Origin of the sequence: Chryseobacterium rhizosphaerae (assembly GCF_003385455.1) — a bacterium.
Taxonomy (GTDB): Bacteria; Bacteroidota; Bacteroidia; order Flavobacteriales; family Weeksellaceae; genus Chryseobacterium; species Chryseobacterium rhizosphaerae.
The window spans coordinates 52,168-77,904 of the sequence record NZ_QNUF01000010.1 but is presented as its reverse complement, the minus strand read 5'-3'; the positions used below and the strand labels follow the sequence as shown (position 1 = coordinate 77,904).

Annotated in this window: 22 protein-coding genes; 9 read left to right on the top strand and 13 right to left on the bottom strand. The window is 36.9% G+C overall.

Annotation, left to right across the window (positions count from 1 at the left end; translation table 11 throughout):
- Positions 1-473 precede the first annotated feature (473 nt).
- From DRF57_RS10700 to DRF57_RS10685, 4 genes are all read left to right on the top strand, one after another.
- Positions 474-812, top strand: a complete 339-nt coding sequence (locus DRF57_RS10700; protein ID WP_047486862.1) for a hypothetical protein — start codon at positions 474-476, stop codon at positions 810-812.
- 4 nt (positions 813-816) lie between these two features.
- A complete protein-coding gene (locus tag DRF57_RS10695; RefSeq protein ID WP_047486858.1) occupies positions 817-2,106 on the top strand; it encodes a TULIP family P47-like protein in 1,290 nt (429 codons plus the stop codon).
- Positions 2,107-2,391: 285 nt separating this feature from the next.
- Complete coding sequence (locus DRF57_RS10690; protein WP_047486855.1) at positions 2,392-2,865, top strand: hypothetical protein; 474 nt, start codon at positions 2,392-2,394, stop codon at positions 2,863-2,865.
- Positions 2,866-2,895: 30 nt separating this feature from the next.
- On the top strand, positions 2,896-3,822 hold the full coding sequence (locus tag DRF57_RS10685; RefSeq protein ID WP_047486853.1) for a hypothetical protein: 927 nt from the start codon (positions 2,896-2,898) through the stop codon (positions 3,820-3,822).
- Between the two features lie 214 nt (positions 3,823-4,036).
- On the opposite strand, the gene DRF57_RS10680 is transcribed toward DRF57_RS10685, so the two are convergent.
- Positions 4,037-4,951, bottom strand: coding sequence for a type II CAAX endopeptidase family protein (locus DRF57_RS10680; protein ID WP_047486850.1), 915 nt, complete (start codon positions 4,949-4,951; stop codon positions 4,037-4,039).
- Positions 4,952-5,168: 217 nt separating this feature from the next.
- On the opposite strand from DRF57_RS10680, the gene DRF57_RS10675 reads away from it, so the two are divergent.
- The 3 genes from DRF57_RS10675 to DRF57_RS10665 all read left to right on the top strand — a co-directional run bounded on the left by DRF57_RS10675 (position 5,169) and on the right by DRF57_RS10665 (position 7,854).
- Complete coding sequence (locus tag DRF57_RS10675; RefSeq protein ID WP_115918447.1) at positions 5,169-5,738, top strand: helix-turn-helix domain-containing protein; 570 nt, start codon at positions 5,169-5,171, stop codon at positions 5,736-5,738.
- Positions 5,739-5,826: 88 nt separating this feature from the next.
- Complete coding sequence (locus DRF57_RS10670; protein ID WP_115918446.1) at positions 5,827-7,311, top strand: serine hydrolase domain-containing protein; 1,485 nt, start codon at positions 5,827-5,829, stop codon at positions 7,309-7,311.
- 111 nt (positions 7,312-7,422) lie between these two features.
- Complete coding sequence (locus DRF57_RS10665; RefSeq protein WP_241508020.1) at positions 7,423-7,854, top strand: DUF3592 domain-containing protein; 432 nt, start codon at positions 7,423-7,425, stop codon at positions 7,852-7,854.
- Between the two features lie 43 nt (positions 7,855-7,897).
- Here the strand turns inward: DRF57_RS10665 and DRF57_RS10660 are convergent, their stop codons facing one another.
- From DRF57_RS10660 to DRF57_RS10605, 12 genes are all read right to left on the bottom strand, one after another.
- The gene (locus DRF57_RS10660; protein WP_115918442.1) at positions 7,898-8,800 is read right to left on the bottom strand and encodes a cyclase family protein; all 903 of its coding nucleotides are present in this window, start codon (positions 8,798-8,800) and stop codon (positions 7,898-7,900) included.
- 32 nt (positions 8,801-8,832) lie between these two features.
- Positions 8,833-9,450 (bottom strand): Crp/Fnr family transcriptional regulator, encoded by a 618-nt coding sequence (locus tag DRF57_RS10655; RefSeq protein ID WP_123863312.1) that lies wholly within the window; start codon positions 9,448-9,450, stop codon positions 8,833-8,835.
- Between the two features lie 97 nt (positions 9,451-9,547).
- Entirely contained in the window at positions 9,548-10,093 is a 546-nt protein-coding gene (locus tag DRF57_RS10650) for a membrane lipoprotein lipid attachment site-containing protein (protein WP_047487191.1), read from the bottom strand.
- 75 nt (positions 10,094-10,168) lie between these two features.
- Positions 10,169-10,642: a hypothetical protein gene (locus DRF57_RS10645; RefSeq protein ID WP_228450274.1), complete on the bottom strand. Its 474-nt coding sequence runs from the start codon at positions 10,640-10,642 to the stop codon at positions 10,169-10,171.
- A 5-nt stretch (positions 10,643-10,647) separates the two neighbouring features.
- Positions 10,648-11,415, bottom strand: a complete 768-nt coding sequence (locus DRF57_RS10640) for a hypothetical protein (protein WP_115918438.1) — start codon at positions 11,413-11,415, stop codon at positions 10,648-10,650.
- A 141-nt stretch (positions 11,416-11,556) separates the two neighbouring features.
- Entirely contained in the window at positions 11,557-13,122 is a 1,566-nt protein-coding gene (locus DRF57_RS10635; protein WP_115918436.1) for an ABC transporter permease/substrate-binding protein, read from the bottom strand.
- Positions 13,119-14,039 (bottom strand): ABC transporter ATP-binding protein, encoded by a 921-nt coding sequence (locus DRF57_RS10630; protein WP_115918434.1) that lies wholly within the window; start codon positions 14,037-14,039, stop codon positions 13,119-13,121. Before DRF57_RS10630 ends, DRF57_RS10635 begins: the two co-directional genes overlap by 4 nt.
- A gap of 9 nt (positions 14,040-14,048) precedes the next feature.
- Positions 14,049-15,221, bottom strand: a complete 1,173-nt coding sequence (egtB, locus tag DRF57_RS10625) for an ergothioneine biosynthesis protein EgtB (RefSeq protein WP_047486824.1) — start codon at positions 15,219-15,221, stop codon at positions 14,049-14,051.
- Between the two features lie 66 nt (positions 15,222-15,287).
- The gene (gene egtD, locus DRF57_RS10620; RefSeq protein ID WP_115918432.1) at positions 15,288-16,271 is read right to left on the bottom strand and encodes an L-histidine N(alpha)-methyltransferase; all 984 of its coding nucleotides are present in this window, start codon (positions 16,269-16,271) and stop codon (positions 15,288-15,290) included.
- Positions 16,272-17,491: 1,220 nt separating this feature from the next.
- Complete coding sequence (locus DRF57_RS10615) at positions 17,492-18,634, bottom strand: 1-acyl-sn-glycerol-3-phosphate acyltransferase (protein ID WP_115918430.1); 1,143 nt, start codon at positions 18,632-18,634, stop codon at positions 17,492-17,494.
- A gap of 295 nt (positions 18,635-18,929) precedes the next feature.
- Positions 18,930-20,399, bottom strand: a complete 1,470-nt coding sequence (locus tag DRF57_RS10610) for a 5-methylcytosine restriction system specificity protein McrC (RefSeq protein ID WP_115918428.1) — start codon at positions 20,397-20,399, stop codon at positions 18,930-18,932.
- A complete protein-coding gene (locus tag DRF57_RS10605) occupies positions 20,399-22,279 on the bottom strand; it encodes an McrB family protein (RefSeq protein WP_115918426.1) in 1,881 nt (626 codons plus the stop codon). Before DRF57_RS10605 ends, DRF57_RS10610 begins: the two co-directional genes overlap by 1 nt.
- 343 nt (positions 22,280-22,622) lie before the next feature.
- Here DRF57_RS10605 and DRF57_RS10600 point away from each other — a divergent pair, with 343 nt between their 5' ends.
- Both DRF57_RS10600 and hsdR read left to right on the top strand, forming a co-directional pair.
- On the top strand, positions 22,623-23,027 hold the full coding sequence (locus DRF57_RS10600; protein ID WP_115918424.1) for a helix-turn-helix domain-containing protein: 405 nt from the start codon (positions 22,623-22,625) through the stop codon (positions 23,025-23,027).
- Between the two features lie 370 nt (positions 23,028-23,397).
- Positions 23,398-25,734: an EcoAI/FtnUII family type I restriction enzme subunit R gene (gene hsdR / locus DRF57_RS10590; protein WP_115918422.1), complete on the top strand. Its 2,337-nt coding sequence runs from the start codon at positions 23,398-23,400 to the stop codon at positions 25,732-25,734.
- The last annotated feature ends 3 nt before the right edge of the window (positions 25,735-25,737 follow it).

Below are 25,737 nucleotides of genomic sequence, written 5' to 3'. Positions count from 1 at the left end.
TTTAATGGGTTACTATTGTTTTAATTTTTAAATATCTTTTTTCAAAGACTTTTCTTTCAACTCAACCTTTATATTATTTTTTGATTGAATCTCAACGGTAAGATTGTTAACCTCTTTTGTCTGATACAAATTTCATCAATCAAAATAAATCTTCATTAAGGGAAAAGACTGAATTTTAAAAAATAAGGGAATTCTCTCATGGGTGAAATGTTGGGTGGGAGCGTTGTATTTATACATTATGAGTTATGAGTTGTGTTTTTGTTATTTAATCAGTGTAGTAAGAGTATTTATACTGAATACATAATTTGGTTATTTACACTCTAAAATTCCCTTCTTTTTGTGCGTTACTTTGAGCTTACTAATCAGAAAACAAATCAAAAAAAGCAGGGACGATCTTCATATCGTTATTGTTTATAATCAATAGGGAATGCTGAAAACCTTTAAGAGTAGGCAACAATCAAAAATCAAATCACATGGAAAAACAGACTTTAACCGAAACATCATTTCAATTTAATGAAAATGGAAAATCCTATGATGTAAGCTTTCATGCCAACAAGGGCTTTTCTTCAATGATTACATCAAATATTACCTCGGATTCAACAGTTAATAAAAAAATTCAGGAGGCTTTTGTTGCCTTAATGCCTTACGAGAGCAGAATCATAGAATGGATCTCAAGGTCAGCGGATAATGGTCAGCAATATGTGGAAAATCCTATGAAGGCTATGCAAGATGCCAATATCGGGATCCCGCAGGATGTTATTCAGATGGTCAAAGAGGCTTCTGATATTTTATTAACCACCCTAAAAAAATAAAGATATGGCAACAGTAATGACCCAGGGATGGGACCTAGTAGCGGTAGCAACCCAATCACTGCTTAATGAGCTTATTGGAGCAGCTTACAATGATAATCTTTTCCCCAGTAATGTTAATACATCATCGGGAGGGATAACATTTGACGGATCTTTTGGTACACCAACCACCAATTTAACGCCCCCACAAAGTTCAGGCACAAGTTCTATGGCCTCTATAGAAGTTCCAATAAGCGGAACTCTGACATTCTCGGGCGCTTCTCATGTGATTCCGGATGGGAGTACTCTGCTTATTATTTCCAATCTTCAATATTTAAGTGTAACCCTTGACGGTACTGATGCGGTACGGTTATATTTGGATTTTACCAGTCAATATGCTATATTTAGTGTAAGTGTAAATCCTCCGCAAGGTTGGGTAGCTGTATTAAACGGAATGGTGGAATATTACCTGCAACAGGTATACAAAGGAGGTTCTTATTATCTGGGAACTGTAAATCTGGAAGGTGTCCCGGCTGCTGTACAGCCTGTAGGGAGTATTTATTTTGCTATTCAGGCCAACACCTCAAATCCGGACTCTAATATTTTGGCGTTAGTAGCCAATACAAGTACGGGATCTGCTGGTTCATTAAATTTTATGGGAGGCCCGGCTCTATTGCCATCAGATCAGAATGCCGCCATGTATATATCTAACCGGTGTATTCTTAATAATATGCTGCTTCCTGTTCTGGCTACCCAATTAAATACCACCGCCAGCTCATTTACAGTAACAGGAAACTCCAGTACACCTTATAATGTAAGCCTCAACACATCTGTTAATCTCGATGGCGAGTATAATCCTAAATTAACGAGTATGAATAATTACGTTAATAACAATGGACAGATACAGTCTGATTATGGTGCCGTTGGGTATCCTGTTTCGGCATTTTCAAGCTTAATCTGGATAAATGTGAGTGGTCACATTTATCTTACTCCGGGATTATCGGGTCAGACGATCTCGTTTAATGTTGATGCACCATCCGGAAGTGGTTCTGCAGCATTAAGCCCGGGCGGATGGGCTATTGTTGGAGCATTGATTATTGCAACATTTGGAACTTTAGGGGCCTGTGTAGCCGCTGTGGTAGCTATTGTTGTACCAATAGTGGTTACTCAGCTTAAGTTTAATATCAGCTTATCTCAGGTAGGAGCCAATATTGGAAGTGCCAGTACTTCTTTCAATTGGCCGGCGGCTTCCATAGCACCTTTAACAGGTGTGACACTTCCCGGAGATTTGATTTTATATATAGATCCTCAGGTTTAGTATATATCTGTGAATTGTCAAATATAATAGTAAAAACTGTTTAAGAATGGATTGGTCAAAGACTAATCCATTCTTTTTTTGATCGTGTTCAAGGCAACCACAATCCAAAAATAAGAGGGCGTTTACATGTAATACGGGTAAACCCTTACTTTTTGAAAATGGGGTTTTCCCCTTTGATGAATCAGAATCTTTACACAGAAATTTGTGATATCAGTTTTCAGAAAACCTGGTACAGGTTTCATTGAGTAAATGAAAACTTTAAAAATTCAATTATAAACTTATATCATGAAAAAAAAATACGTACAACTGTTGTTTTCTGCAGCAGGCGCAGGGACCTGGATGGGAAGAAATGAATATCAGCAGTACCAGGCCCTGTTGGAACCCAATAAAGTAGACCGTAAGGGACGGCTTGGTGCGATGATAGCGACAAAAGACTTTACCTCTGATCAGGTGGGTTATGGAGTTCATTTTGCCATACGATTAATTCATCTTTTGTTTGGAAATGTAGGAGAACAGAAGATAGGCGAGTTATTTAACGACTCTGATGTACAGAAACTACTACAAAAGATCAGTACCCATGAAAATCATAAAACTGTAGGGAGTACCGAAGAAGATTATTGGCAAAGTGAGAGAGGCAAAGGACAACATGTTTTAGATGAGCTTATGATTTTGTTTGGTGCTAATGTCAATGCAGAGACGCGTGCATCTTTACAGGAACTGGCTGCTAAAATAAGGGAGGCCGGTTCTTTCGGTCAATAGTAGTTTTTTACCCATTTAAAAATAATTTACATGCTAAAAAAAATAGTAGAGGAAACGGAGCCGGAGGATCTTATATGGAATCATCCCAAGGCTATTTCTTTAAACTTCAGAGAGGCCTTAAGGAAAACAGAAGGCAAAAAAAATCCATCTTATATGCTCCCCCAAAAAACTGATTTGCAAATTGTAGAATTTGATGATCTTGATTTTAGCGGGGTTACGGTGAGCCAAAACGTTGGCCTACTTAAGAGATACTTTGGGTATAAGCGGATCAATTTAGGTCCGGTATACTTTTTCCCATACATTTCCGGAACTCCAAAAGATGATTTTTCAAATATAGGAAGATTGGAAAATATTCCCTTGTATCCTACCTTAGCCGAGCCGCAATATGTTATTACCGGAGAAATGAATGGCTGTGCTATCATTATAACAAAAAAAGACGGAGCAAAAACATTTACAGCATGGCACTTCCAAAGTCCAGATTCTGTAAATAACCGGGAAAAATTACGTGCATTTTTAAAAGAATACCGGAATGAAATTTACAGCTACCTTTGCTTTAGTGATTATGCAAGTGAAAACAATGATGAAACTTACAATGAGAAGGAAAGAGAAGGTTTTAATTATCTGTTTTTCAATAGAAAGAACCATGGGGATGGTAATGACTGGGTGGCAGGAACCTGGGAACTTAGATGCATTCCTCTTATAAGAACTTTAAATAATCCAAAACAGGATGATCCCTGGGTTGGAGATTTAATTAGTTTTTCAACGAAAAACAAGTTTACAAGACCTATAGATTTTAACCAGCCACTGATACCTGCTAATGAGACCGGTGATCTTATCATCAACTGGATCATCAGCCATATTACCTATGATGTGACCCTCCGAAACAGGCCGCTGTTACCACCTTTACCCCCTGGAGTTTCAACATTGCCTCCTGTAAGTATCATTAATGATCATTAAATCTGTGAAGGTTTTCTAATGTAAAAGTTGAGGAAACATTCATTCTAAGCTATTTTATGTGAATAGATACAAATTCAGAACAGTTCTAATCCTGTTCCGAATTTGTATATAAAATAGGCACAGACAATTCCATGTTAAATACTCCTTATATCCAGAAAATTCAGAAAGATGGAAAAGGCAGATTGATATAAAACAATCCTAATGTTGTTACATGTTATGATAATGGTTGAATGGTAACAGATGAATCTGATTTTTCAAGAGTCTGCTCCGGCAGCTCCTTTCGTTTTCTCCAGAAGAAGTACGCTACGATAGCTGTAGCAATGGGAAGAGCAATACCAAACTCGTCGATATAATAATTGGTATGTCCTTTGTCTACCGTAAGAGGGGTAAAAATAGCCTGAATAAAAAGGTTATGGCTGGCATGTAAAATAGCCGCTGTCCAAAGGCTTCCGGATTTTAAGCGCAGCCAGGTGAAGATAAAACAACAGGCAAATATCATAACCGTAAAGCAGGTTAATTCCAGCCATTTGGGTCCGCCCGTATTGTAATTGGAAAAAAGAAGAAGAGGATAATGATAGAGTGACCAGATCACTCCCATCCATAAGGAAGTTGCAGTATAGGAGTTTATTTTCGCTAATTGTGGAGTCAGAAGTCCCCTCCAGCCAATTTCTTCGCCCAGGGCAGAACCGATGGAACGTACCATTCCAAAACTGCTCATCAGAAGGATGTACAGAATAATGGTTACTCCATCAGGAAGATTCCAGCCCATACCTTTTCCTGTTTCAGCCACAAACTCATGGTTATAAAAACCACCGGCACCACTTATCCAGATGATAAGGTAGGGGACAAGGGAATACAGCAGCGGAATACAATACGCCATCACCTGATATTTGGTGAGTCCCCATTTCCAGCCCAGGGAAGCAATAGGGATTTTTCTGATACGACAGGTCAGCAGTGCTGCAATAGCCGGACACCACATAATAATGGTAGCGTAAGATATGGCTCCGCCTCCTAGTTTTCCGGTAACAATACACATATAATAAACAGGTAGACAAAACAGCAGGGTGAGTCCCAGATAGGTTGCTATATTTTTCCTGATTTCCGATGGAGAGGCTGAGGTATTTTCCATAAAAAGATTGGTGTTGTGAGTTGTATAAAAATGCTATTTAATTGATTATCGATAACATATCGTAAATAATTTTAATAAAATTACATTTATTTTTGATAAAATGGTTGATTTTTATAGGAATAACTTTTCTACTGCATTGCTTCTACCGTTACTACTGAAAAAGATGTAAATTAGCCAGCGAAAATGAATACATATCTCTTTGTAGAATACACATGCTATGTCTAAATTAAAAGCAGTAAGAGAGCAGAAAAATCTGACCCAGGAAGAATTATCAGAAAGATCTAAAATTTCTGTGCGCACGATCCAGCGGATAGAAGCGGGTACGGAGCCTAAAGGACATACACTCCGGGCGCTGGCACAAACCCTGGATATAGAAGAAAACCTATTGCAGAATGATATTGCAGTTGCAGTACATACCGATGAGAAAACCACAGAGATCAAAGAAGAAGCACCAGAAATAAACTATTCTCTGATTAAAATAATCAACCTTTCTTCGCTTTTATGTATTGTGCTTCCACCCCTTAATATTTTAGTTCCCCTGCTGCTGATGTTTACCATGAAGCAGAGAAACAACCTTACCCGACAGATTATCTCGGTTCAGATGTTGTGGACGGCAGTGGCTCCTATTGTATTTATGCTGGGGATTTTTCTAAAGCTCGGAGGTCCGTTTACCCTGATCCTGATGATCCTGATTGCACTCTCTAATGTATTTATTATTCTCCGTAATGCAGCGGAAATAGATAGGAATAAGAAACTGTATTTCAAGCTGAATTTCAGCATGATATAAAGCATGTCAGGGCTTTGTCGGGTTTTTGTCAGGTTCATTTTTTGCATTGAAACGGACTAAAATTTAATCTTTGTCAAAATTATTAACAATGACAAAGTATACTCATTTTATACTCCCTTTTTTCATCTTTTTCTTCAGCAATACACAAGCACAGATAGAAAAAACTGAAGCCCTGTATAAGACTATTATGTCCAGAGACAGTCTTCTTTTTTCAGTAGGTTTTAATACCTGCAATATTTCTCAAATGGAGAATATGTTGAGCGACCGGCTGGAGTTTTATCATGACAAAGACGGTATTTCTGATAAAAAGAAATTCATGATTGATTTTAAAAACGGACTGTGCAAGGCACCGGAAATGCGCCAGGTAAAAAGAGTTTTAATAGATAAAAGTTCTGAAATCTATCCGATGTACCAAAACGGAAAACTATATGCCGTTATTCAGAATGGCAGCCATGAGTTTTCTGAAAAAGAAAAAGGAAAACCCGAAAAATTAGGAGGGAAAGCTAAGTTCACCAATTTCTGGATGATAGAAAATGGAAGCTGGAAACTGGTTAAATCCCTGAGTTTTGATCATCAGGCAAAATCAACGATTCAGGAGGATATTCCTGGGGACGACCAGGCGATTGAAAGCTGGCTGAAAGAAAATAAAATTCCGACACTCGGGCTGGGAATTATTGAAGAAGGAAAGCTTAAACAGATAAGGATTTTTGGGGAAATAAAAAAAGGAGTTCCGGCACCTTATAATACCTATTTCAATGTGGCTTCCCTTACCAAGCCTGTAACAGCAATGGTAGCACTGCGTCTGGTAAGTTTGGGGAAATGGAAGCTGGATGAACCTCTTGACCAGTACTGGGTAGATCCTGATGTTCTAAACGATCCAAGACACAGAAAGCTGACCACCAGACTTATATTGAGCCATCAGACAGGATTTCCGAACTGGAGATGGATGAATCCTGATAAAAAGCTAAACTTTCAGTTTGAGCCGGGAACACAATACCAATATTCAGGAGAAGGTTTTGAATACCTGCGTAAAGCATTGGAAAAGAAATTCGGAAAACCATTGAACCAACTTGCCCGGGAGCTGATTTTTCAGCCGCTTAGCATGGATGACACCGATTATATTTGGAATCAGCATACAGAAGAATCGAGATTTGCGATAGGATATAATAAAGAAGGTCAGCCTTATCCCACGGAAAAAAACAAAGTATCCAATGCTGCGGATGACTTGCATACTACCATTCAGGATTACGGTAATTTTATGGTTAGTGTTATGAAGGGTGAAAATTTAAAGCCTGAAGTTTTTCAGGAAATGACCAAAAATCAGGTAAAAACGAAGGAGAATAAATACTTCGGATTGGGTTTTGAAATCTATGATTTGGGAAATGGCAACTATGCCTTATCACACGGAGGAGCTGATCTTGGAACACGCTGTATTGCCTTTGTACTTCCAAAATCAGGAAAAGGAATTCTAATATTTACGAATGTAGATGATGGGCACAAAGTATATGAAAAGCTGGTGGTTCATTATTTGGGAGAAGAAGGAAAAAAAATTGTAGCAATAGAGACCAAATAGCAGATTGATTGGCAGGACTTAATTAGGATATAGTAAATCTTTGTATATTTATATTGAAGATATGAATCTGAAAATCAGTGAGTAGTCAAATGTCTGTTTGCAGGAAGCAATATGATGAACAACCATAAAAAGAAAGCTATGTGGCCATATTATATCATCCTTGGGGCAGGAGTGATTCTGTTTGTTGCAGCGTTACTGAGCTTCAGAAGTACACTTGCATTCCTGAAGAAAGCAGAAAAGGCAACAGCAACTGTTACCTCTCTGCGGATAATTGAATCAGACGGAGAGGTATATCTGCCTCTTTTTACCTTCCGCGCTCGAAATAATATTGAATATACCTATGAATTGCCGGAAGGAAGTAATCCTTCATTCTGGTCAGTAGGTGAAACAGAGACCGTTATTTATGACCCTGCGGATCCTTCTTCTGTAAGATTATATACTTATTTAAGAATATTTGTCTGGCCTTTGGTACTGATGTCTATAGCCTTGCCATTACTGGTCGTTGGCGGAGGATATTTTGTCGCAGCTCAGTTTTTAAAATAGCCGGGATTTCACTATTTATCAATAGAAACTCTTGCGCAGAAAACTATTTTTGTAAAGTCTGTTTTACCGAAGCAAATGCCCTTACCGGAAAAGTTCCTACCCCTTTGAATTTTGGAGGAGCAGCGGTAAAAGTGATATCTTCATCAGGCAGTTTATCCAGATTACAAAGATGTTCCACAATTAATATTTCGGCATCTAAAAGAATAGTATGTACCGGTCTGCTTTTGCCTGCTGTATCATCAATATTATGGGAATCAATGCCGACAAGTTTTACCTGACAGTCTTTAAGATATTCTGCTGCACTTTCCGTAAGGTAAGGATGGTTTTCATAATAGGTTTCAGTATTCCAGTGACGATCCCAGCCGGTATGAATGAGTATGGCTTTATTTCTGATCTCCCTGTTTCTGAAATGTTCGTCTGTGATTTCCAGTGTCTCAGAATAAGGAATCCGAAAGACTACGGCATCTAATTCAGCAAACTTTTCCAATTCTATTTCGGCTGTATCTTTTCCGTTTTCAAATCTGTGAAAAGGACAGTCGATATAAGTTCCTGTATTGGTGACCATCTCTATATTGCCAATTTGAAACTCTGTACCTTTGTCATAAAACTTTTGAGAATCCTTGCGACTTAGATAATCACAGATATGAGGAGCCGGAAGTCCTTTATAGGTGATCAGCCCTTCTTCGATGGTATGACTTAGATCTATAAGTCTTTCCGTAGGGGAGTGTTCTTTTGCGGATTTTCTTTTGTGAGGCTCACTGAAGATCTGCTTATTCAGAATATTTACCTTGCCGGCCATAAGTAACCTAAGATCTTCAATAATATAATCTGCAAGCTCCCGATCTGTAATGTCATCGCCCATGATGTCCAGTCTGAAATCTTCCCCTTTAAGATTTCCTCCGTTGGTAAAATAAACTTCAAAATCAAATTGTACTCTTTTGTCCATAATTGAATTATTTAAAACAAAAGTGCAGAAAATCAGATCTTATTTACTTGACTTAAATCAATTTGCTTTAATTTTTTACTTCTGATGCGGCTTAATGTTTCCGGGCTTATCCCCAGATAGGAGGCGATATGGAAAAGAGGAATTCTGTTTTCCGAATTGGGGAACTGTTCAAGAAAATACAGATACCGTTCAAGGGAATCATGTAACAGGAAAGAACTTTCCCTGCAGCATTTTTTGATAAACTCCTTTTTCAGGATCTGATTGAGGAGCACATGCCATTTCTGATCCTGCAATAAAAGGTGGTCAATTAAAGTTTTGGGTATAGCAATGACCTCAGATTCCTCGAGACATTGAAAATTGAGATATGTTATTTTATCGGTCAGAAAGCTTGTTAATGCGGTAAGAAAATCATTTTCAAAGAAAAATTCAGTATTGATTTCACGGTGGTCTTTAGTATAGAAGCTTCTTACCAATCCTTTATTTAAAAAGAACAGATGATCCACAATTGTATTTTCCCTGATTAGAAAACTGTTATTTTTTAAAGATAGAACACGGGTTTCAGACAAAAGCATTTGCTTCTCCCTATCCGTAAGATCAAGCAAAGGATATATTGCCTTTTCAAAGAAGGTATTGAGATTAAAGTCTGACAATACTTTGATGTTTTTAGTGTTACACTGAAGCAGCCATTAGGTATTTTAAAAAGGAGAGGAGTACAGGTTAAGTAACTCCTCATTACCTTTTTAATGATTATTTCACCTTTTCTAAAAGATAGAGTTTAGCTCCGGAAAATGCCAGTTTGGGCATTACATTACCTTCCAGAACCATTGTTTTGTTGTTGACATCAATGACGGAAATATAGTTGTTGGAGTTGTATTCTATATAGTTTTCCTTTTCTTTAGTCAAAGGGTTTTTTCCAAATTCAAGAGAATATTTTACCCAGTCTTCTTTCTCAGAACTGCAGTGTACCGGCTGAAATTTAGATTTTTTAGCCTTGAAAATAATCTGATCATAACTTTCTGTACAATCTGTACTGAATGAACTTTCCGGGTTCTGATCTTTTGAAAAATCTTCAAAAGAACCACGGTATACACCCACTACTTTCCAGGTTCCGTCTAAACGGTCTTCATCAATCTTTCCTTTAGCTTTGCTTACGGCCCAGCTAATCCCATTCACCGTTCCTTTTACTGCCTTGTAGCTTACATTGACTGCTCCCTTTACCACTTTTGCGGCAGTGGATACTACACATGAATTTAATACAAGAACAGCTGAGGCGAGAAATATTATTTTTTTCATATTGTCAGGTTTTTTTTATTTGCTGCGAAGATAATGTTTTTGAAAAAGATCGTTGGGTAATTTTTACCATGGCTTTCATTCCTTTTGATCAGATGATAACTCAGGTCTTTTAAAAATATAGCCGAGATCATAATATATCTTGTTTTCCTGCCTGGTTTTACCCATTGCCTGTACTTCTTCTCCTGGAAGCAGTTGTTTCTTCTCCATCAGGTTTTTCTTATATTTTTCTAAGGTAGGGAGCAGATAAGATATGAAAGTGATCTGATTCTGAATATTGGCATGAATAAACATCCATTCATCAGACTTTTTATTAAAATAACAAGACAAAAGACCTCCTTGTTTTTTGGGACCGCTGTACTTCATTTTAAACCCTTTTTGGACCAAAAGGCTGTCTGTATTAAGTTTGCCGGGGATGATATCATACCAGATTCCGGATGAGGTGAATGTCTGGGCAGAAGAAATACAGGTTCCCGCAACAAGAGCAATACCTAACGGAACTTTTTGTCTCATTGTTACCGTTAAAAATAAGGTCAGTATATTGTTTTTCATAGCTTTCATTTAGGTGCCGGGATGTATTCCGGAATATAGGACTTTTCTTTTCCGAGAGTTTGAATATATTCTTTGCTGTATACATTCAGACGTATGTTTGAAATCTCAATCATTTTAGAATTTTTGTTTCCTGAATGATCGTATGAGAGGATCTCTTCCTCCTTTCCATCTTTTTTAGACAGAATGTAATAGAAGTTTTTATTTTCCCAACAGCTTACTTCTTCAGATGAGCTGTCCTCAATAGGTATACGTTTGCTGTTTTTTTGTAGAAAACTCAGCAGGTTTGAAAAATCTTTTTTATTTCTTGAGGCTTTACTGGCTCTTAGATACGAAAACTCTCCTTTATTGTTTTCCGCCATGTCCAAAGAAGGGAAGGCTACTGTATTTACGATCGCCAAAGTATCTTTTGCTTCATCATAAGCTACTGTTTTATATTGATAGCCAAAATATTTGACCGGTTTCTTTTTTCTGCTCATCCAGTCATTGGTAGACTCAAGATAAAAGTCTGAGGGCAATCTTCCTTCTGATGCGTAGAAAGCCAATGTGTCTTTTTCAAACATAGCTGTTTCCAGGGCTTTTAATGCCGCGTTTTTATCCATCTTTTTGAGATCGGTTGATAAAATCTCATTAGTTTTCTGCAATCTTGATTGGTAAAATTTTGAAACACTGAATGTTTTATCCAGTTGATCTATCAGAAGAATATCCGTATCCTGAGCCTGGCAGGAATCCAAAAACAATAATAAGGCAATAAAAGGAAGTATTTTATTCTGCATGTTTTTAATTATAGCTAAAGATAGTTCATATAATATCTTTCAAATTTTATTTGCTCTATTTTAGTATTTTTTTAACTGTGGTTGGATTGGGTAAGTGTTCAGAAAAAAGAAGAAGTAGCGGTCAGTAAAAATAAAGGCAACCTATTTTCCGTCTACATACCTTTTAAGATCAGAGATGCTTTTTATCTTAAGATCTTCAGCTTGTTTTCGGCGCATCATTAAGGCATATGCATTATTAAAACCAAGCGGTTTCAGCCATTGAATTCCATATTGTTTTTCAAATTCTGAGTTAACATATTGATAGGTTTTATCAGCGCTTTGGGTAACATTTTTCAGGATTTGTGGCGTAGGCTGTAAGAGGACGAGAAGCCCGGTTCCCGTGTATTCAGGGTAAAAATCAATTGCGTCATTCATTAAGGCATCAAAACAGATTTTAGTTCCTCCCAAGCCTGTTTTTGTTTCCGCTTTATAGTCCGTATATCCTTCAATAAGCATAGTATACATTTCTGCAAGAATGTATTGTTCCCCGAAGATTTTTGAACCGATTCTTACCGTTCCTGAATTTCCTTTCCGGGGACTTTTGTAGAGACCATTCTGGACTAAAAAATCCCTGGCAATCTTTTCCGGTGTCTGATGGAGATGATCAGACCTGTAATTCAAATCGGTCATAATAGAATCATTGAATTTTCCCGCCAGCAGATTTAAAGCTTTTTCCAGTTCCGGAAATTTTTTCAGAGTTTTGGTTTTAATGATGGGAGCCGCAAAGTATGGGGGAAAGATTTTTTTATCATCATCCAGTACATAGAGATCAAAGGCCTTGATCCTCCCGTCTGTAGAATAACCACTGATCAGATCCAGTTCTTTTTCATAAGCTGCTTTATACATAATGGCATCATTGACAACCAGTGGATTTACATTGAGCCCATAGACAGAACGCAGCCCGATGTCACCATCCTGCCTTCCCATAAATTCCGGGGTAAAACCTGCTTTTATTTTATGATGTGAAACAGAAGTAAGCAGATAGCCGGCTGCCATGATAACAAGAACAATCGGTGCTAGATATTTCAGTTTCCGGAATACCAGATATCCCGACTTTTGTATCATAGCAATCACCTGGTCCAATAGAATAGCCAGTAATGCTGCAGGAATTGCACCCGCCAAAATCATATTGGTATTATTAAGCGAAATACCTCCAAAGATAAATTCTCCCAAACCACCTGCTGCTACAAATGAAGCTAAGGTGGCTACCCCTACATTAATAACGGCGGCAGTCCTTATTCCGGCAATGATAACAGGCATAGCTAAAGGAAGTTTAACCTTAAAAAGCAGCTGGCTTCTGTTCATTCCCATTGCTTTGGCAGACTCAATCACAGCAGGATCTACACCTGTGATTCCGGTATATGTATTGCGGATAATAGGTAAAAGAGCATACGTTAACAAGGCGGCAATAGCCGGTTTAGGACCGATGCCGAACACGGGAATCATAAATCCAAGCAATGCAATACTAGGAATGGTCTGCAAAATACCGGCAATACCAAGCACAGAACCGGAAAGCCTTTTTTTTCTGGCAATCAATATTCCTAGAGGAAGTCCCACCAGGATCGCCAATAATAAAGACAGAAAGGTAAGCCCAAGATGCTGAATAATCTGGGTTATTAACTTTTCGTGCTGCTCAGCAATAAACTGCCAAAGACTTTGATGCGTCATACGGTCTGTAATTTTCTGTAATGATTAAATGCTTTGACCAGATTTTCATACAACCCTGTATGATTGTGATCTGAGCTTAATGTCTGCAGGGCATTCCAGACGCTTGTGTTTTCTGAAAGATCAGGTTTGTGATAGGAATCTTCAGTATTCAGGAAAGGGGCAATATCCTTTAAAGTGGCTACTTTATATTCCAGTAAGAGCCGGTTTTCAGCAAAAAAATTGAGGACAAAATTATTTTCAGGACGATAAAGCATTTCTTTTGGAGTACCGGTATGAACAATTTTCCCCTGATCCATCAGACATATCCGGTGACCCAGCTCAAATGCTTCCTGTACATCATGGGTGACCAATACTATTGTTTTGTTTTTAAGCTCTTCCAAAGATTTAAATTCGGAATGGATATCTGCTTTCGTAATATTGTCCAGGGCTCCGAAAGGTTCGTCCATCAGTAAAACCGGAGTATCGGCAATCAAAGCTCTGGCAATGCCAACCCGCTGCTGCTGTCCGCCACTTAATTCATTGGGAAACCGGGAAAGTACCTCTTCCGAAAGGTGAAGCTTAGCTAAAAGCTCGTGGGTTCTTGTTTCCGTTTTCTTTTTCTCCCATTTCAGCAGTTCAGGAACTACCGCAATATTCTGTTGGATGGTATAGTGAGGAAATAACCCGGAATGCTGCATCACAAAACCAATTCCCATTCTCAGCTCTTCAGCTTTCTGATCACGGATATTTTTGCCGTCAATAAGAATGTTTCCGGAATCTGCTTCTATAAGCCGGTTGATCATTTTAAGGGTGGTTGTTTTCCCACAGCCGCTGGTTCCTAAGAGCACGAGTATTTCCTGATCATAGGCCTGAAAAGAAATATGATCTACTGCGGTTTTTCCGTTAAAACTTTTTGAAACTGATTCAACTGTAATCATCGGCAAAAATTATTGGGCAAGTCTGATTCCTGTAAACTGCCATTTTAAATTGGTTTGAAAGAAGTTGCGGTAGGTATTTCTGCTATGGCCGGGAGGTGTAGCTTCGGAAGCACCACGTAAAACCATTTGATTGACCATAAATTTTCCATTGTATTCACCCACAGCTCCTGCTTCTTTTTTAAAATGAGGGTAGGGCAGGTAGGCCGAATTGGTCCATTCCCAGCGGTCTCCCCAGTTAAAATGATCCGATGCCACTTCCCATTCTGCTTCAGTAGGAAGACGCATTCCTTTCCAGGATGCAAAAGCAGATGCTTCATAGAAGTTGATATGACACAGGATACCATTAGGATCCACTTCCTGTAATCCGTTCAATGTATAATTCATCCATTTGCCGTCTATAAAATGCCAGTACAATGGGGATTCAGCATGGCTTTGCTTCACCCAATCCCAGCCTTCGGCATGCCAGTACCTGAAATCGTTGTACCCGCCAGCTTCCATAAATGCCAAATATTCACCGTTGGTTACGAGCTGGCTGGCTATTTCAAAACCGGTAAGGTAGACTTTATGCCTTCCTAACTCATTGTCAAAACAAAATCCTTCTCCATGAAAACCTATTTCATAAAGGCCTTCTGAAAATCTGAGCATGTGTACATCCTCCACGTAGGGTTTTACAGTTTGTTTCCCTTTTGTATAGGCTGGAAATAGCGGATTATGTCCCAGGATATATTTAATATCAGTCATTAATAATTCCTGATGCTGCTGTTCATGGTTCAGACCCAGTTCCAATAACGGTTCAATGGTTTCCGTCATAAATCTGCTCTGAAGAAAAGCTTTCATCTGCTCATCCACATATTTCCGGTATTGATAGATATCTGAAACAGAAGGGCGGCTGAGATTTCCCCGGTCTGTACGGATTACTCTTGCCCCAATAGTTTCGTAATAGCTGTTAAAAACAAAATTATACTTAGGATCGAAAATTTCATATTCAGGAAAATGAGGAGCCAGAATAAAAGTTTCAAAAAACCAGGTCGTATGACCGAGATGCCATTTCGGTGGGCTTACATCAACGATGGGCTGTACTACATAATCCTCGATTTCCAACGGGGCACAGATCTCTTCTGAACGTCTGCGGATATCCGTATATTTTTTCACTATATCTTTTGTGGTGATCTCTGGTGTCATGTCTTTTAGTTTTAGTGATGTAGTTTATATCGAATGCATCCAATACTTTTTTCAGATGCTTTACTTTTATTGTACCTGCCAGATACTGTCTACAAACCATTTTTTAGAATCTTTAATTTCTCCGGTTATGGCAAACCCTGATTTCTCTCCCAATGCGCTGATCTGTTCTGCAGAGAACTTCTGAGAAATTTCCATATTGATAAGTTCATGTTCTTCAAATGAAATGCTGACATTTCCAACCGTTACCTTTTGGTTTTTAAGGCTTATCAGAAAACTTCTGCAGGCTCCACTTACAGGATCATAGGTTTGGTAGTGCTGAAATTGTTCCAGATCAAAATTTCCTTCCAATTCGTTATTGATTCGTGTCAGGAGATTAAGATTAAAGGCAGCTGTAATCCCTTCTTTATCATTATAGGCATCCAAAATAATGTGGGGATTTTTTTTAAGATCAAAACCTACCAATACACGATCTTTTGAAGACAGGTTTTTATTAAGATGCAAACAGAAACTTTCAGCTTCCTCCAGGGACATATTTCCAATATTGCTTCCTAAAAATAAAACCACTTTTCTCCTGTTGGATAATGAAGCCGCTTTTTGAAGCATCTCAAAATAGTCACCTTCCAGGCAGGTTACTTCCAATGCCGGAAATTGACTGCTTACTTTTTTGTCGAGTATGGAAAGGATATTCCCGGAAATATCAATGGGCATATAAGTAAAGTCAGCTCCTTTTTTTACCAAATATTCAAGTAAATAGGTAGATTTCATGGCGTCACCTGCTCCCAATTCAATCAAATCGAAAGGCTCATTTTCCGGAATGAGGAGGTCGGCAAGTTCATCGGTCTTATTTTTAAAAATATCAAGCTCACAACGGGTAAGGTAATATTCAGGCATTGCCATAATTTGCTGAAAAAGGTGATCCCCAATTTTATCGTAAAAGTATTTTGAAGATAACTTTTTGGGAGTGCTTTGTAAGCCGTTTAAAACATCCTGAAGAAAATAATCAATAGGCTCATTTTCAGTTTTAGCATGTGAATCTAACTGTACATTCATAGGTCTGATTTTGTGTGGTTTTTAGATAACTGCAATTATCTTGCCTTTCAAAACATTGAATTCCGCTGCTATTTTATTCATTTAAATATAAACAATTTTATTTTTAATAGATTGGATTTCATTGTATTTTTAAAATATGTGGTACTTTTTTCTGGAAAAAACACATGCGATTTCTTGGGTTGATTTTGAAAGTTATAGAGATAAAGAGCGTATTTGTACAGGGATTTTCAGGTGAGTAATAGGGTATAGGTTGGAAAACGCAAAGCCGCAAAGGATTTTAAATAATATGGTGTTTTTAAGGCGCAAGGAAATCAAAGATTTCTGTTGGGTGTTCCGTGATTTTCACGATTAATAGATGAGTAAGATGGTCTGGGTGTGGGTTGGCTTCATCAGCAAAATCTAAATACTATTTGAAAAATTATGGAGGATACAATTTTATCGGAGATAAAATCTTTGCGCCTTTGATTATTGGGCATGTTAATGTTTTTTGCGCCTTTGCGATATACCAACTTTATTTTTAGATACTTTATAGGTTGGAAAACACAAAGACGCAAAGGATTTTAAATGATATGGTGTTTTTAAGGCGCAAGGAAATCGGAGATTTCCGTTGGGTATTCCGTGATTTTCACGATTAATAGATGAGTAAGATGGTCTGGGTGTGGGTTGGTTTCATCGGCAAAATCTAAATACTATTTGAAAAATTATGGAGAATACAATTTTATCGGAGATAAAATCTTTGCGCCTTTGATTATTGGGCATGTTAATATTTTTTGCGCCTTTGCGATATACCAACTTTATTTTGAGATTATTTTATAGGTTGGAAAATGCAAAGACGCAAAGGATTTCTGTTGAATATTTTAAACGCTAAGGAATAGTGATTCGAATGTTTATTGTAAGGCAGTAAAGAAGGGCGACTTTGTCGCTGAATAAGCTGTATGGGAAAAACATCAGTTCCATTAAAATCGAGTGATATAAAGTCAATTTACCTGAGTTGCCGGGAGAAAACTATAACCACAAAAGTCACAAAAGTTTTAGGCACACTTTAGGAGAATGGAGTTACAAATAAACTGCTGAGAAGTTCACATAAGTTTTTTTGAAACCCTCTGATTTTCTTTTGAAATGAAGGGGTATGTTTTAAAAATGGCAAAAAAATATGCTAAATCTATGGTTTAAAAAAGATTTTCAAATTGATAAAATAAACAATGCTCCACTAAAGCCTGTTATTCTGAAAAGCTTTCTTCAATCTTTATTTTATTGATTAACGGATTGGCATACATCGATAGGAAATATTCTTTAGAAACGGGATCAGAAGGATCAATACGCATTTCCAGTCTTCGGATAAACAGTTGTTTTTCCTGTTCGGTATACTGTGAAGCATAGGTCTGGGTATTATGAAGCAGATCATAGGCTATAAATTTTGTTGGCCATAACTTATAATTCCTGATAATGGAATCATCAATGATTTGGGCAACGGCTTGCAGCTGCTTATTTTTATTCTCAATGGTAGCTGCAATATCATCCAGTTCTTTGTCAATGACATGACCGGCATGCAGATGAATTCTCTTCTTTTGACCCAATATACCACTAAGCATGGTGGTAAAATCTTCATTTTTACCTTTTATGTATTCCTCTTCTCTGTGTTTGGCCAGCAGTTGGGGCATTTTTAAAGAATCGGTAGGGTCATATTCATAAGAGATGGAGATGGGAACAATCTTTAAAAATTTAAAATAATCCGTCAGGGACTGATCTCCAGCTGCCATTGCCAGCATTTTTAAAACGCCTTGCTGAGTAGCATCGTTACCGTCTTTAGCACGGCCTTCACGTTGGGCAATCCATACAGAACGCTTTTCCTGGTGTAATTGCTGCTCAATATACTCGGACATGATTTGTGAGCTTTTAAGCTGATCACGCAGCGACAGCCCTCTCTGAACTAAAAAGTTACGGTTCAGTTTGGCTAGTATATTCAGGAACTTTCTCCCAACAAGGTTGTCACCAATGGCCGAAGCGGTCATAATGTGGCCGCTCTCCAGTAAGGCAAGGTTAAGTAGGGAAGTGTCCAACACAATATCCCGGTGATTCGAAATGAAAAGGTAAGGGGTATTTTTATCCAGCTGATCGAAACCTGAAGTCGTCAAACCATCAGAACTTTTTGTAAGGATCTGACGAACGGTCTGTGCTATAAAATGCCTCTGAAAATCACTGATGGAATGAATGTTTTTAAACTGTTCCAGCCAAATTTGCTCATCCGTATCTGGAAAAGTAAAATTCATCAGCGCTTTCATCATAGGGTCGCGGGACACACTCCCTAACGCTTCATTCACCTCCTGATCATGGAAATACCGGATTTCATCAAACTTCGACATGCAATTATTTAAAATTTAAAACCTTTTTGCAAAAGAACAAAAATTATATGAGAATGCCGTAGAATGTAGATGAAAGTATTATGATTGGCTTAGAAGTTAGATAAATAATATGATATCGAGGAGTTAATTCACCCGACGTCAGCTATATCAGTGAAATTGATTAAAGGTTTTATGCTTAGATTCATACGGAATGACAAAAAAAATGGAAAGATTAAGCGTGCTATTTGTCATTCCGTGGGAATCTCAATACTATATTCACATTATTTTAAACCTTCATTGTCATTAAGTTTCTTTACTAGCTTACAGGTAAATTTATTCCCAGTTTAAAAATTTTATGATAAGCAGTAATCTGATTTTCTTTATTTTCAAATTGCTTTTGTATATCTTTTATTTTAAAGCTGGTGAGTAGTGATTGTGGAACATTGAGGCTGTTTTCACTAGGTTGATAGAGGTGTGGGTAAATAATTAAACAGTTCAATATATTATTTTCATCCCACGCTTCATTTTTACTCTTTATTTTATGTACCACTTTCTTCAACCTGGAATATCCTGAAACCTGTCGAATATCTTTATGGATATGACTTTTGGTGTATTTCAACTTATATTTCGTATCAATAACCATTTCAAATCCGGGTTTGCTGATTAAAATATCAAGATAATTTCCGTAGGTGCTAAACTGGTAGTGGATATATTGTTCATCTCCTGGATTTGCTTTCACTAGCTGATAATAAAAGTAGAGTTCAAACAACCTCGGCATATCAATCCAGAAGGGTGGGGTCTCTATTTTTTTCTGCGTTGTTTTGGTAATAGTATATGAAAAGCGTTTCAGGATAAGCTGTCCAATTCGGATCGCCTCTCTATATTCATTAAAGAAAGGATTTTTCTTGATGTTTTTCAGTTGATACTCATCAACATCAGTACTGATATGTTCAAAAGCCGGTCTGCAATAATTGAGAATATCTTTAATGGCTGGTAAATCGGATTTTGCAGGAAATAAAGAGGTGTTATTCCCGATATAACTGGCCACAAATTCTAACACTTTTTTTAAAAAACGGTTTTCCAGATGATCCTCACCAAATACCTGAAATTCACAAAAAGTGGAGGTGAGTCTGTTTTTAAAAACATTCTTTTTAATATGCTGCCCCACTAATACTTTCCCTTTCACCTTACTGTTTAGGTTTTCCTGAACTTTATAATAGGATTTTTTCAGACCCTTTTTTGCAATTGTTTTTAAATGCTGTAAAAACTGTACAATCAAAAATGGCGTTAAGCGATCAGCTTTCTGATCAATGGTAATGGGTTGGGCCTTCCAGTCGATCTGGATCACGTCTTTTGAATATCGGGCTGTTTCGGGTAGAGACATGATGTCCAAAAGAATGCTGAGGTAGTTAATTTCCTTAGCTTCTGCTTTCTCTTTATTATTAAACTCTTCAGGAGTTTCAGTAGAATTTTCTTCCTCATTGAGACAGTTTCGGAAATATTGTGACAAACCGGCATTGATCTTAGGCTCCACATAGATGGTTCTGCCAGTCTTCCCCAGCCAATCAATACCTACAAAATAATCTGCCTTAATCTCACAATGGTTTTCTCCTTTTACCACTGAAAAAGAAAATGACTGATGGTTGAACCTTTTACTTTCCAAAGCTGTAAAACGCTGAAAAGAGTCCTCATCAAGATACAGTTCATCCTGCAGCTCTGCAACAGGTTCTTCAGGAATACGTCTTCTGATCAGAAAACTTTTATGTTCCGAAAGTAAAATTCCCATTAATTATTTATTTTCAGGGTATTGATATAGTCTTTGATGTCATATTCTTTATTGTTGTCATTCTTATCCTCGAAAGTTCCGATAAGAACGCCATCTTTCACGTATTCCAGAAGAATAGGAACCACTTCATAATTCATCTTCATTCTGAAAATGTCCTCTTTTGTTTGATCAGCTCTGATATCTTTATGTTTAGCAATAAAATAACTATGTCCCAGTTGAACATCCTTCGCCTCAAATTCACCACTTACATTTCCATTTTTGAATAGGGCCGATACTTTTTTGAACCCTTCCGTATTAAAATGAATACGATCATCATCTTCCAGAGGTTCAGGCAACACCTCAATAAAAGCAAAACGTCGTCGTATCGCATAATCAATATGTCCAACACTGCGGTCTGCCGTATTCATAGTGCCGATGATGTATAGGTTGGGAGGGAGAGTAAGGTCTCTTTTGCCATCAACTTCATATACACTTTCCACTGATTTACCTCTGTATTCTAAAGCATAAATTAGTTCTCCTAAAACGGAAGAAAGATTGGCCCGGTTGATTTCGTCAATTACCAGTACATAGTTTTGAGATTGAGATTGTATTTCGTTATGAACAGGCACTGATTTTCCTTCCAAAAACTTTCTGAATTTATCTACCACCGGGAAATAGTATGATGTTCTGTGATATACTGTTTTTGCCAGATCATCATATTTTTTTGTGTCCTCTTTTTGAGTGATATTGTATTGATACAATTTTATTATCTCACTGAATTTTAAACGGTCTCCTTTCCATCCTTCACTGGAAATGTGAAAGGAATTCTCTCCGATATGGGTCAGAAAAAGTTTATTGGTTAGTTGTATTTTGTGGTCATTTGCAATCAATTCTTCTTCTATGAATGTTTTGAATTCTTCAAACATTTCATTGAGCCATTCCGTTTTAGGAAATCCATTGATTTGCTGAGATTGCTCACAAGCTTTTTTAATAAAGTCACCTAATACTTTATTTTCGGCTTCGTAGATAATCCCGTTTCCATCTTCGTCTGGTTTGGCTACAATTCCTCTCACGAGATCTTCATAGGCATAACTGGGGTGGAACTGGATAAGCTTAAACTGCGGATTGTTTTTTAATTCTTTAGTATCATTCAATCCCAATAATTGAACAGCCAACTCCTTGGCCATTCTGGTTTTTCCGGTTCCAGGAGGACCTTGAAGGATAATTTGTTTTTTATATTCTAAAATTTGGATCTGCTGGTCCAGTTTATTTTCACTCATATCATTTTGTTCTATGGAAGATGGGGTATTTTGTTCCTGAAAATAATCGTAAACCTGCCATGGAAGGGTTACAATTTCATAAACGTCTTTGTTGAGTTTTTCTTTGAAAATTTGAAGAAGGTTATAGCTGTCCTGAAACCAATCATACGTAAGTTTCAGTTCAAAATTCTCAACATTTTTGTTCAGAAGATAGATTAAACCTCTCAATTTATCTTCATTAACAATTGTACATAATAGTTGAGGCTGCAAACTTGCAATCAGTCTGTTGGTAGCGGCTTTTTTATTATTATAAGTACATTTTCTAATCAGTTCTTTGATCTGATAGTAAGTATCAAATAAAGGGTGCTTTTGGCTTATCGCAATTTCCTGTAATAATACAGAAAGCTCCGTCCATTTTTCTTTGATTTGATCTCTTTCTTCATGGGTAAAGTATCCTTGTTTCAAAGAAGAAACACACTGATCTCCCGGACGCATGAAAAATTCATAGAATATATCCTGATCCCAATCTTCCCAATTTTTCGCTGTGCTTGCCTCCGTGACAAACTGGGGTACAAAACGGTTGTATTCACCCTGCCAGTGATCCCAAATCTCTATCTCGTCAATTAATTCTGTAAAAGTCATATTGGTTTTTAGTTTTCTGTATAGATATGATTCATTACTACATCATGAACCGGTCGTTGATGATAAAAATAATATGTTTTTTAAATTGAAAGATGCTTTCTAAGGTATTAAAACATCAATGATATTAGTTTTCACGTATTTGTAGTGTATAGACTACAATAATAAGGAAAATCTTTAAGGCATGATTACGGGAAAACGTAAAATTTTCGGCAAAGATGCTCTTAGCTCAGAAATTCAATCATTTAAAACCGAAGACAAGGGAAAAAACAGATTTCGACCGCTTTTTAAAGCCTTTTTTGCCAATATTTTTCTATATTTAACTCTTCATAAAAGTTGAATTGTCATGGAACATAAAATACATCAGGGCCGCAATGTAAAACGATTCAGGGAAATGCTGGGCATCAAGCAGGAAGCATTGGCTCTTGACCTTGGAGACGACTGGAACCAGAAGAAAGTTTCTCTGCTGGAACAGAAAGAAATTATTGAAGACCCTTTACTGAAAAGAATTTCTGAAGTATTGAAAATTCCGGTGGAAGCGTTTCAAAATTTTGATGAGGAGCAGGCGGTGAATATTATTTCTAATACGTTTACTGATTTCAAAGAGGGGGCTTCAGCAATTAATATACATCCTGTTTTCAATCCGGTAGAAGCTATTCTGAAAATGCATGAAGAAAAGATGGAACTTTATGAAAGGATGCTGAAGGAGAAGGATGAGATGATGGTGAGGCTTGAGAGGTTGATTGGGTAGGGATGACTTAAGATATAGAAAAAGGTTCAGCATACGCTGAACCTTTTTTATTTTAGATTAGGCGTTAACTCCATCAATGAAAACATCTACAAAATTTTGAACCTTTTGAATAATTCTTCTTCCAATATTATTTCTTTCGGTAAGTTTGGGCTTTACTTTAAGAAGTTTTACTAATTTTTGGTGTTTAAATGTATTGTGAGGATTTTAAGAAATATGTACAAAATATATTTTACTTATCTCTGTAAAGCATTTTCAAAAATGGAGAAGCTACAATATGTAATGGTGTAATGTATTGATTGTTACAGTGTTGTGTGTTTTTGTGGCTTTGCTAAACTATTTTTGTAAATTTGAAAACTTTAAAAACTAATATTTGTCCTATTCAGAACACGATACCAGAGCTAAATTTATAGACCCACAGTTAAGATTATCTGAATGGGACGAGGCTTACATTATCCGTGAGTATTATTTTACTGACGGAAGAAAATTATCCGGGAATAAAAGAGGAGAACGATTATATGTTGATTATTTGCTTAAATATAAAAATGTTCCTCTTGCAATCATTGAGGCAAAGCGATACGATAAACAATCAACTGAAGGCTTACAGCAGGCCATTGATTATGCTCAGAAGCTAAAAATTGATTTTGTTTATTCCAGTAACGGAAAACAGATTTATGAGTTTTGCATTTCAGAAGGAAAAGGAGATTTTATTAGAAATTATCCAACTCCGGAAGAAATGTACAATAGGATCTTTGCTCAGAAAAATAGTATAAAAGAAAAGCTTTTAAGCATACCTTTTTATTTAACAGGAGACTTTAAACCTAGATATTACCAAGAAATTGCAGTAAACAAGGTAATTGAAGCCATAGCTGAAGACAAAAAACGCATTCTTCTTACTTTAGCAACAGGAACAGGAAAAACATTTGTTGCTTTTCAAATTGCTTACAAACTTTTCACAGCTCGTTGGAATGTAGATAAGATAGAACGGAGGCCAAAAATTTTATTCTTAGCTGATCGAAATATTTTGGCTGACCAAGCCATTAATACATTTAATCCGTTGGAAAGAGATTTGGTTAAAATCAATGGTGACGAAATCCGGATTAGGAACGGTCAGGTTCCAACGAATGCAAATGTATTTTTTGCAATTTATCAGGCAATTGCCGAAAAAGAAAACATTGGAGGTTATTACAAACAATATCCTTCTGATTTTTTTGATATTGTTATTATTGACGAATGTCATAGAGGTTCAGCCAATGAGAATGGTTCCTGGAGAGATATTTTAGATTATTTTGCAACGGCAGTTCACCTAGGACTTACCGCCACTCCAAAACGTAACGACAACGTAAACACTTATAATTACTTCGGAAAACCTGTTTATGAGTATTCTCTTAAGGATGGAATTAATGATGGATTTTTGACACCTTATAAGGTTAAAAGAATAAGAACCAATATTGATGAGTATATTCCAACCAAGGATGACATTGTAGTAAGTGGAGAGCTTGAAGACAGGATTTATGGTCTTTCTGATTTTGAAAGTAGAATCATTGTTGAAGATAGAACGGATTTAATTGCCCGAGCAATTTTGGCAAATATCCGAGAAATGGATAAAACAATTATTTTCTGTGTCAATCAAGAACATGCTTTAATGATGCGTGATGCGATTAATAAACATAAATCCGTAAAAGACCCACATTATTGCGTAAGAGTTACAAGTAATGAAGGAGAAATTGGAAAACAACTTTTAGAACGATTTCAAGATAATGACAAAGACATTCCTGTAATTCTTACTTCATCACAGATGCTCACTACCGGAGTTGATGCAAGAAATGTTAGAAATGTCGTTTTAGTTCGTGTTATAAATTCTATGGTGGAATTTAAACAAATTGTTGGTAGAGGCACCCGTATTTTTGAGAATAAAGATTTTTTTACGATTATAGATTTTACTGGAGCTACAAATAATTTCTATGATAAAGATTGGGATGATTCTGCAGAAGAAGAGGATGAAATTATAATTGATGGCGAAGAAGATCTAAACCCAATAACAAAACCGAAACCCAAACCTAAGCCTAATTCACAAGATGATAATGATGAAGGTATTTATATGCCACCTGAACCCCAAAAAGAAAAAATTGTAGTCAAGTTAAATGGGAGAAATATTAAGGTGATAGATGTGGAGGTTCGTTATGTTGGAGATAACGGAAGACCGCTTACAGTTTCAGAATTTTTGGAGAAATTGATCGAATTTTTACCCAATTTATTTAGTAGTGAAGAGCAACTTCGTGAATTATGGAGTAAACCTGAAACAAGAGAAGAGCTTTTGACAAAGTTAGGGCAAACTGGATTTGATGATGAGCAAATAGAAACGCTCCAAAAAATGTTTGAAGCGGAAGAGAGTGATGTATTTGATTTACTTGCCTATGTAAGTTACAGCAAAGAGCTCGTTACTCGAAATCATAGAGCTGAAACAACAAAACAAAAATCAGATTTTTTCAAAAACTATGAAAATGAAAAAGCCCAACAATTCCTGTATTTTGTCTTAGATAGATACAAGAAAGACGGAATTGAGGAATTGAAAAGAGATAAACTTTCCGAACTTATTCAGTTGAATGGTTTAGGAACGACACAGGAAGCTGCCAAAGCATTTGGCAATGCGAATAATTTAATTAATGCTTTTTACAAATTACAACAAGTAATGTATCAGGCAGTGTAAGGA

Excerpts from the sequence above, each read along its gene's own strand:
- DRF57_RS10680 (WP_047486850.1), bottom strand. The coding sequence starts at position 4,951 with ATGGAAAATACCTCAGCCTCTCCATCGGAAATCAGGAAAAATATAGCA.
- DRF57_RS10615 (WP_115918430.1), bottom strand. The coding sequence starts at position 18,634 with ATGTCGAAGTTTGATGAAATCCGGTATTTCCATGATCAGGAGGTGAAT.
- DRF57_RS10605 (WP_115918426.1), bottom strand. The coding sequence starts at position 22,279 with ATGACTTTTACAGAATTAATTGACGAGATAGAGATTTGGGATCACTGG.
- DRF57_RS10600 (WP_115918424.1), top strand. The coding sequence starts at position 22,623 with ATGGAACATAAAATACATCAGGGCCGCAATGTAAAACGATTCAGGGAA.
- DRF57_RS10690 (WP_047486855.1), top strand. The coding sequence starts at position 2,392 with ATGAAAAAAAAATACGTACAACTGTTGTTTTCTGCAGCAGGCGCAGGG.
- DRF57_RS10665 (WP_241508020.1), top strand. The coding sequence starts at position 7,423 with ATGATGAACAACCATAAAAAGAAAGCTATGTGGCCATATTATATCATC.
- DRF57_RS10635 (WP_115918436.1), bottom strand. The coding sequence starts at position 13,122 with ATGACGCATCAAAGTCTTTGGCAGTTTATTGCTGAGCAGCACGAAAAG.
- DRF57_RS10645 (WP_228450274.1), bottom strand. The coding sequence starts at position 10,642 with ATGAAAAACAATATACTGACCTTATTTTTAACGGTAACAATGAGACAA.
- egtB (WP_047486824.1), bottom strand. The coding sequence starts at position 15,221 with ATGACACCAGAGATCACCACAAAAGATATAGTGAAAAAATATACGGAT.
- egtD (WP_115918432.1), bottom strand. The coding sequence starts at position 16,271 with ATGAATGTACAGTTAGATTCACATGCTAAAACTGAAAATGAGCCTATT.
- DRF57_RS10630 (WP_115918434.1), bottom strand. The coding sequence starts at position 14,039 with ATGATTACAGTTGAATCAGTTTCAAAAAGTTTTAACGGAAAAACCGCA.
- DRF57_RS10675 (WP_115918447.1), top strand. The coding sequence starts at position 5,169 with ATGTCTAAATTAAAAGCAGTAAGAGAGCAGAAAAATCTGACCCAGGAA.
- DRF57_RS10685 (WP_047486853.1), top strand. The coding sequence starts at position 2,896 with ATGCTAAAAAAAATAGTAGAGGAAACGGAGCCGGAGGATCTTATATGG.
- DRF57_RS10700 (WP_047486862.1), top strand. The coding sequence starts at position 474 with ATGGAAAAACAGACTTTAACCGAAACATCATTTCAATTTAATGAAAAT.
- DRF57_RS10695 (WP_047486858.1), top strand. The coding sequence starts at position 817 with ATGGCAACAGTAATGACCCAGGGATGGGACCTAGTAGCGGTAGCAACC.
- DRF57_RS10650 (WP_047487191.1), bottom strand. The coding sequence starts at position 10,093 with ATGAAAAAAATAATATTTCTCGCCTCAGCTGTTCTTGTATTAAATTCA.
- DRF57_RS10640 (WP_115918438.1), bottom strand. The coding sequence starts at position 11,415 with ATGCAGAATAAAATACTTCCTTTTATTGCCTTATTATTGTTTTTGGAT.
- DRF57_RS10610 (WP_115918428.1), bottom strand. The coding sequence starts at position 20,399 with ATGGGAATTTTACTTTCGGAACATAAAAGTTTTCTGATCAGAAGACGT.
- DRF57_RS10660 (WP_115918442.1), bottom strand. The coding sequence starts at position 8,800 with ATGGACAAAAGAGTACAATTTGATTTTGAAGTTTATTTTACCAACGGA.
- DRF57_RS10670 (WP_115918446.1), top strand. The coding sequence starts at position 5,827 with ATGACAAAGTATACTCATTTTATACTCCCTTTTTTCATCTTTTTCTTC.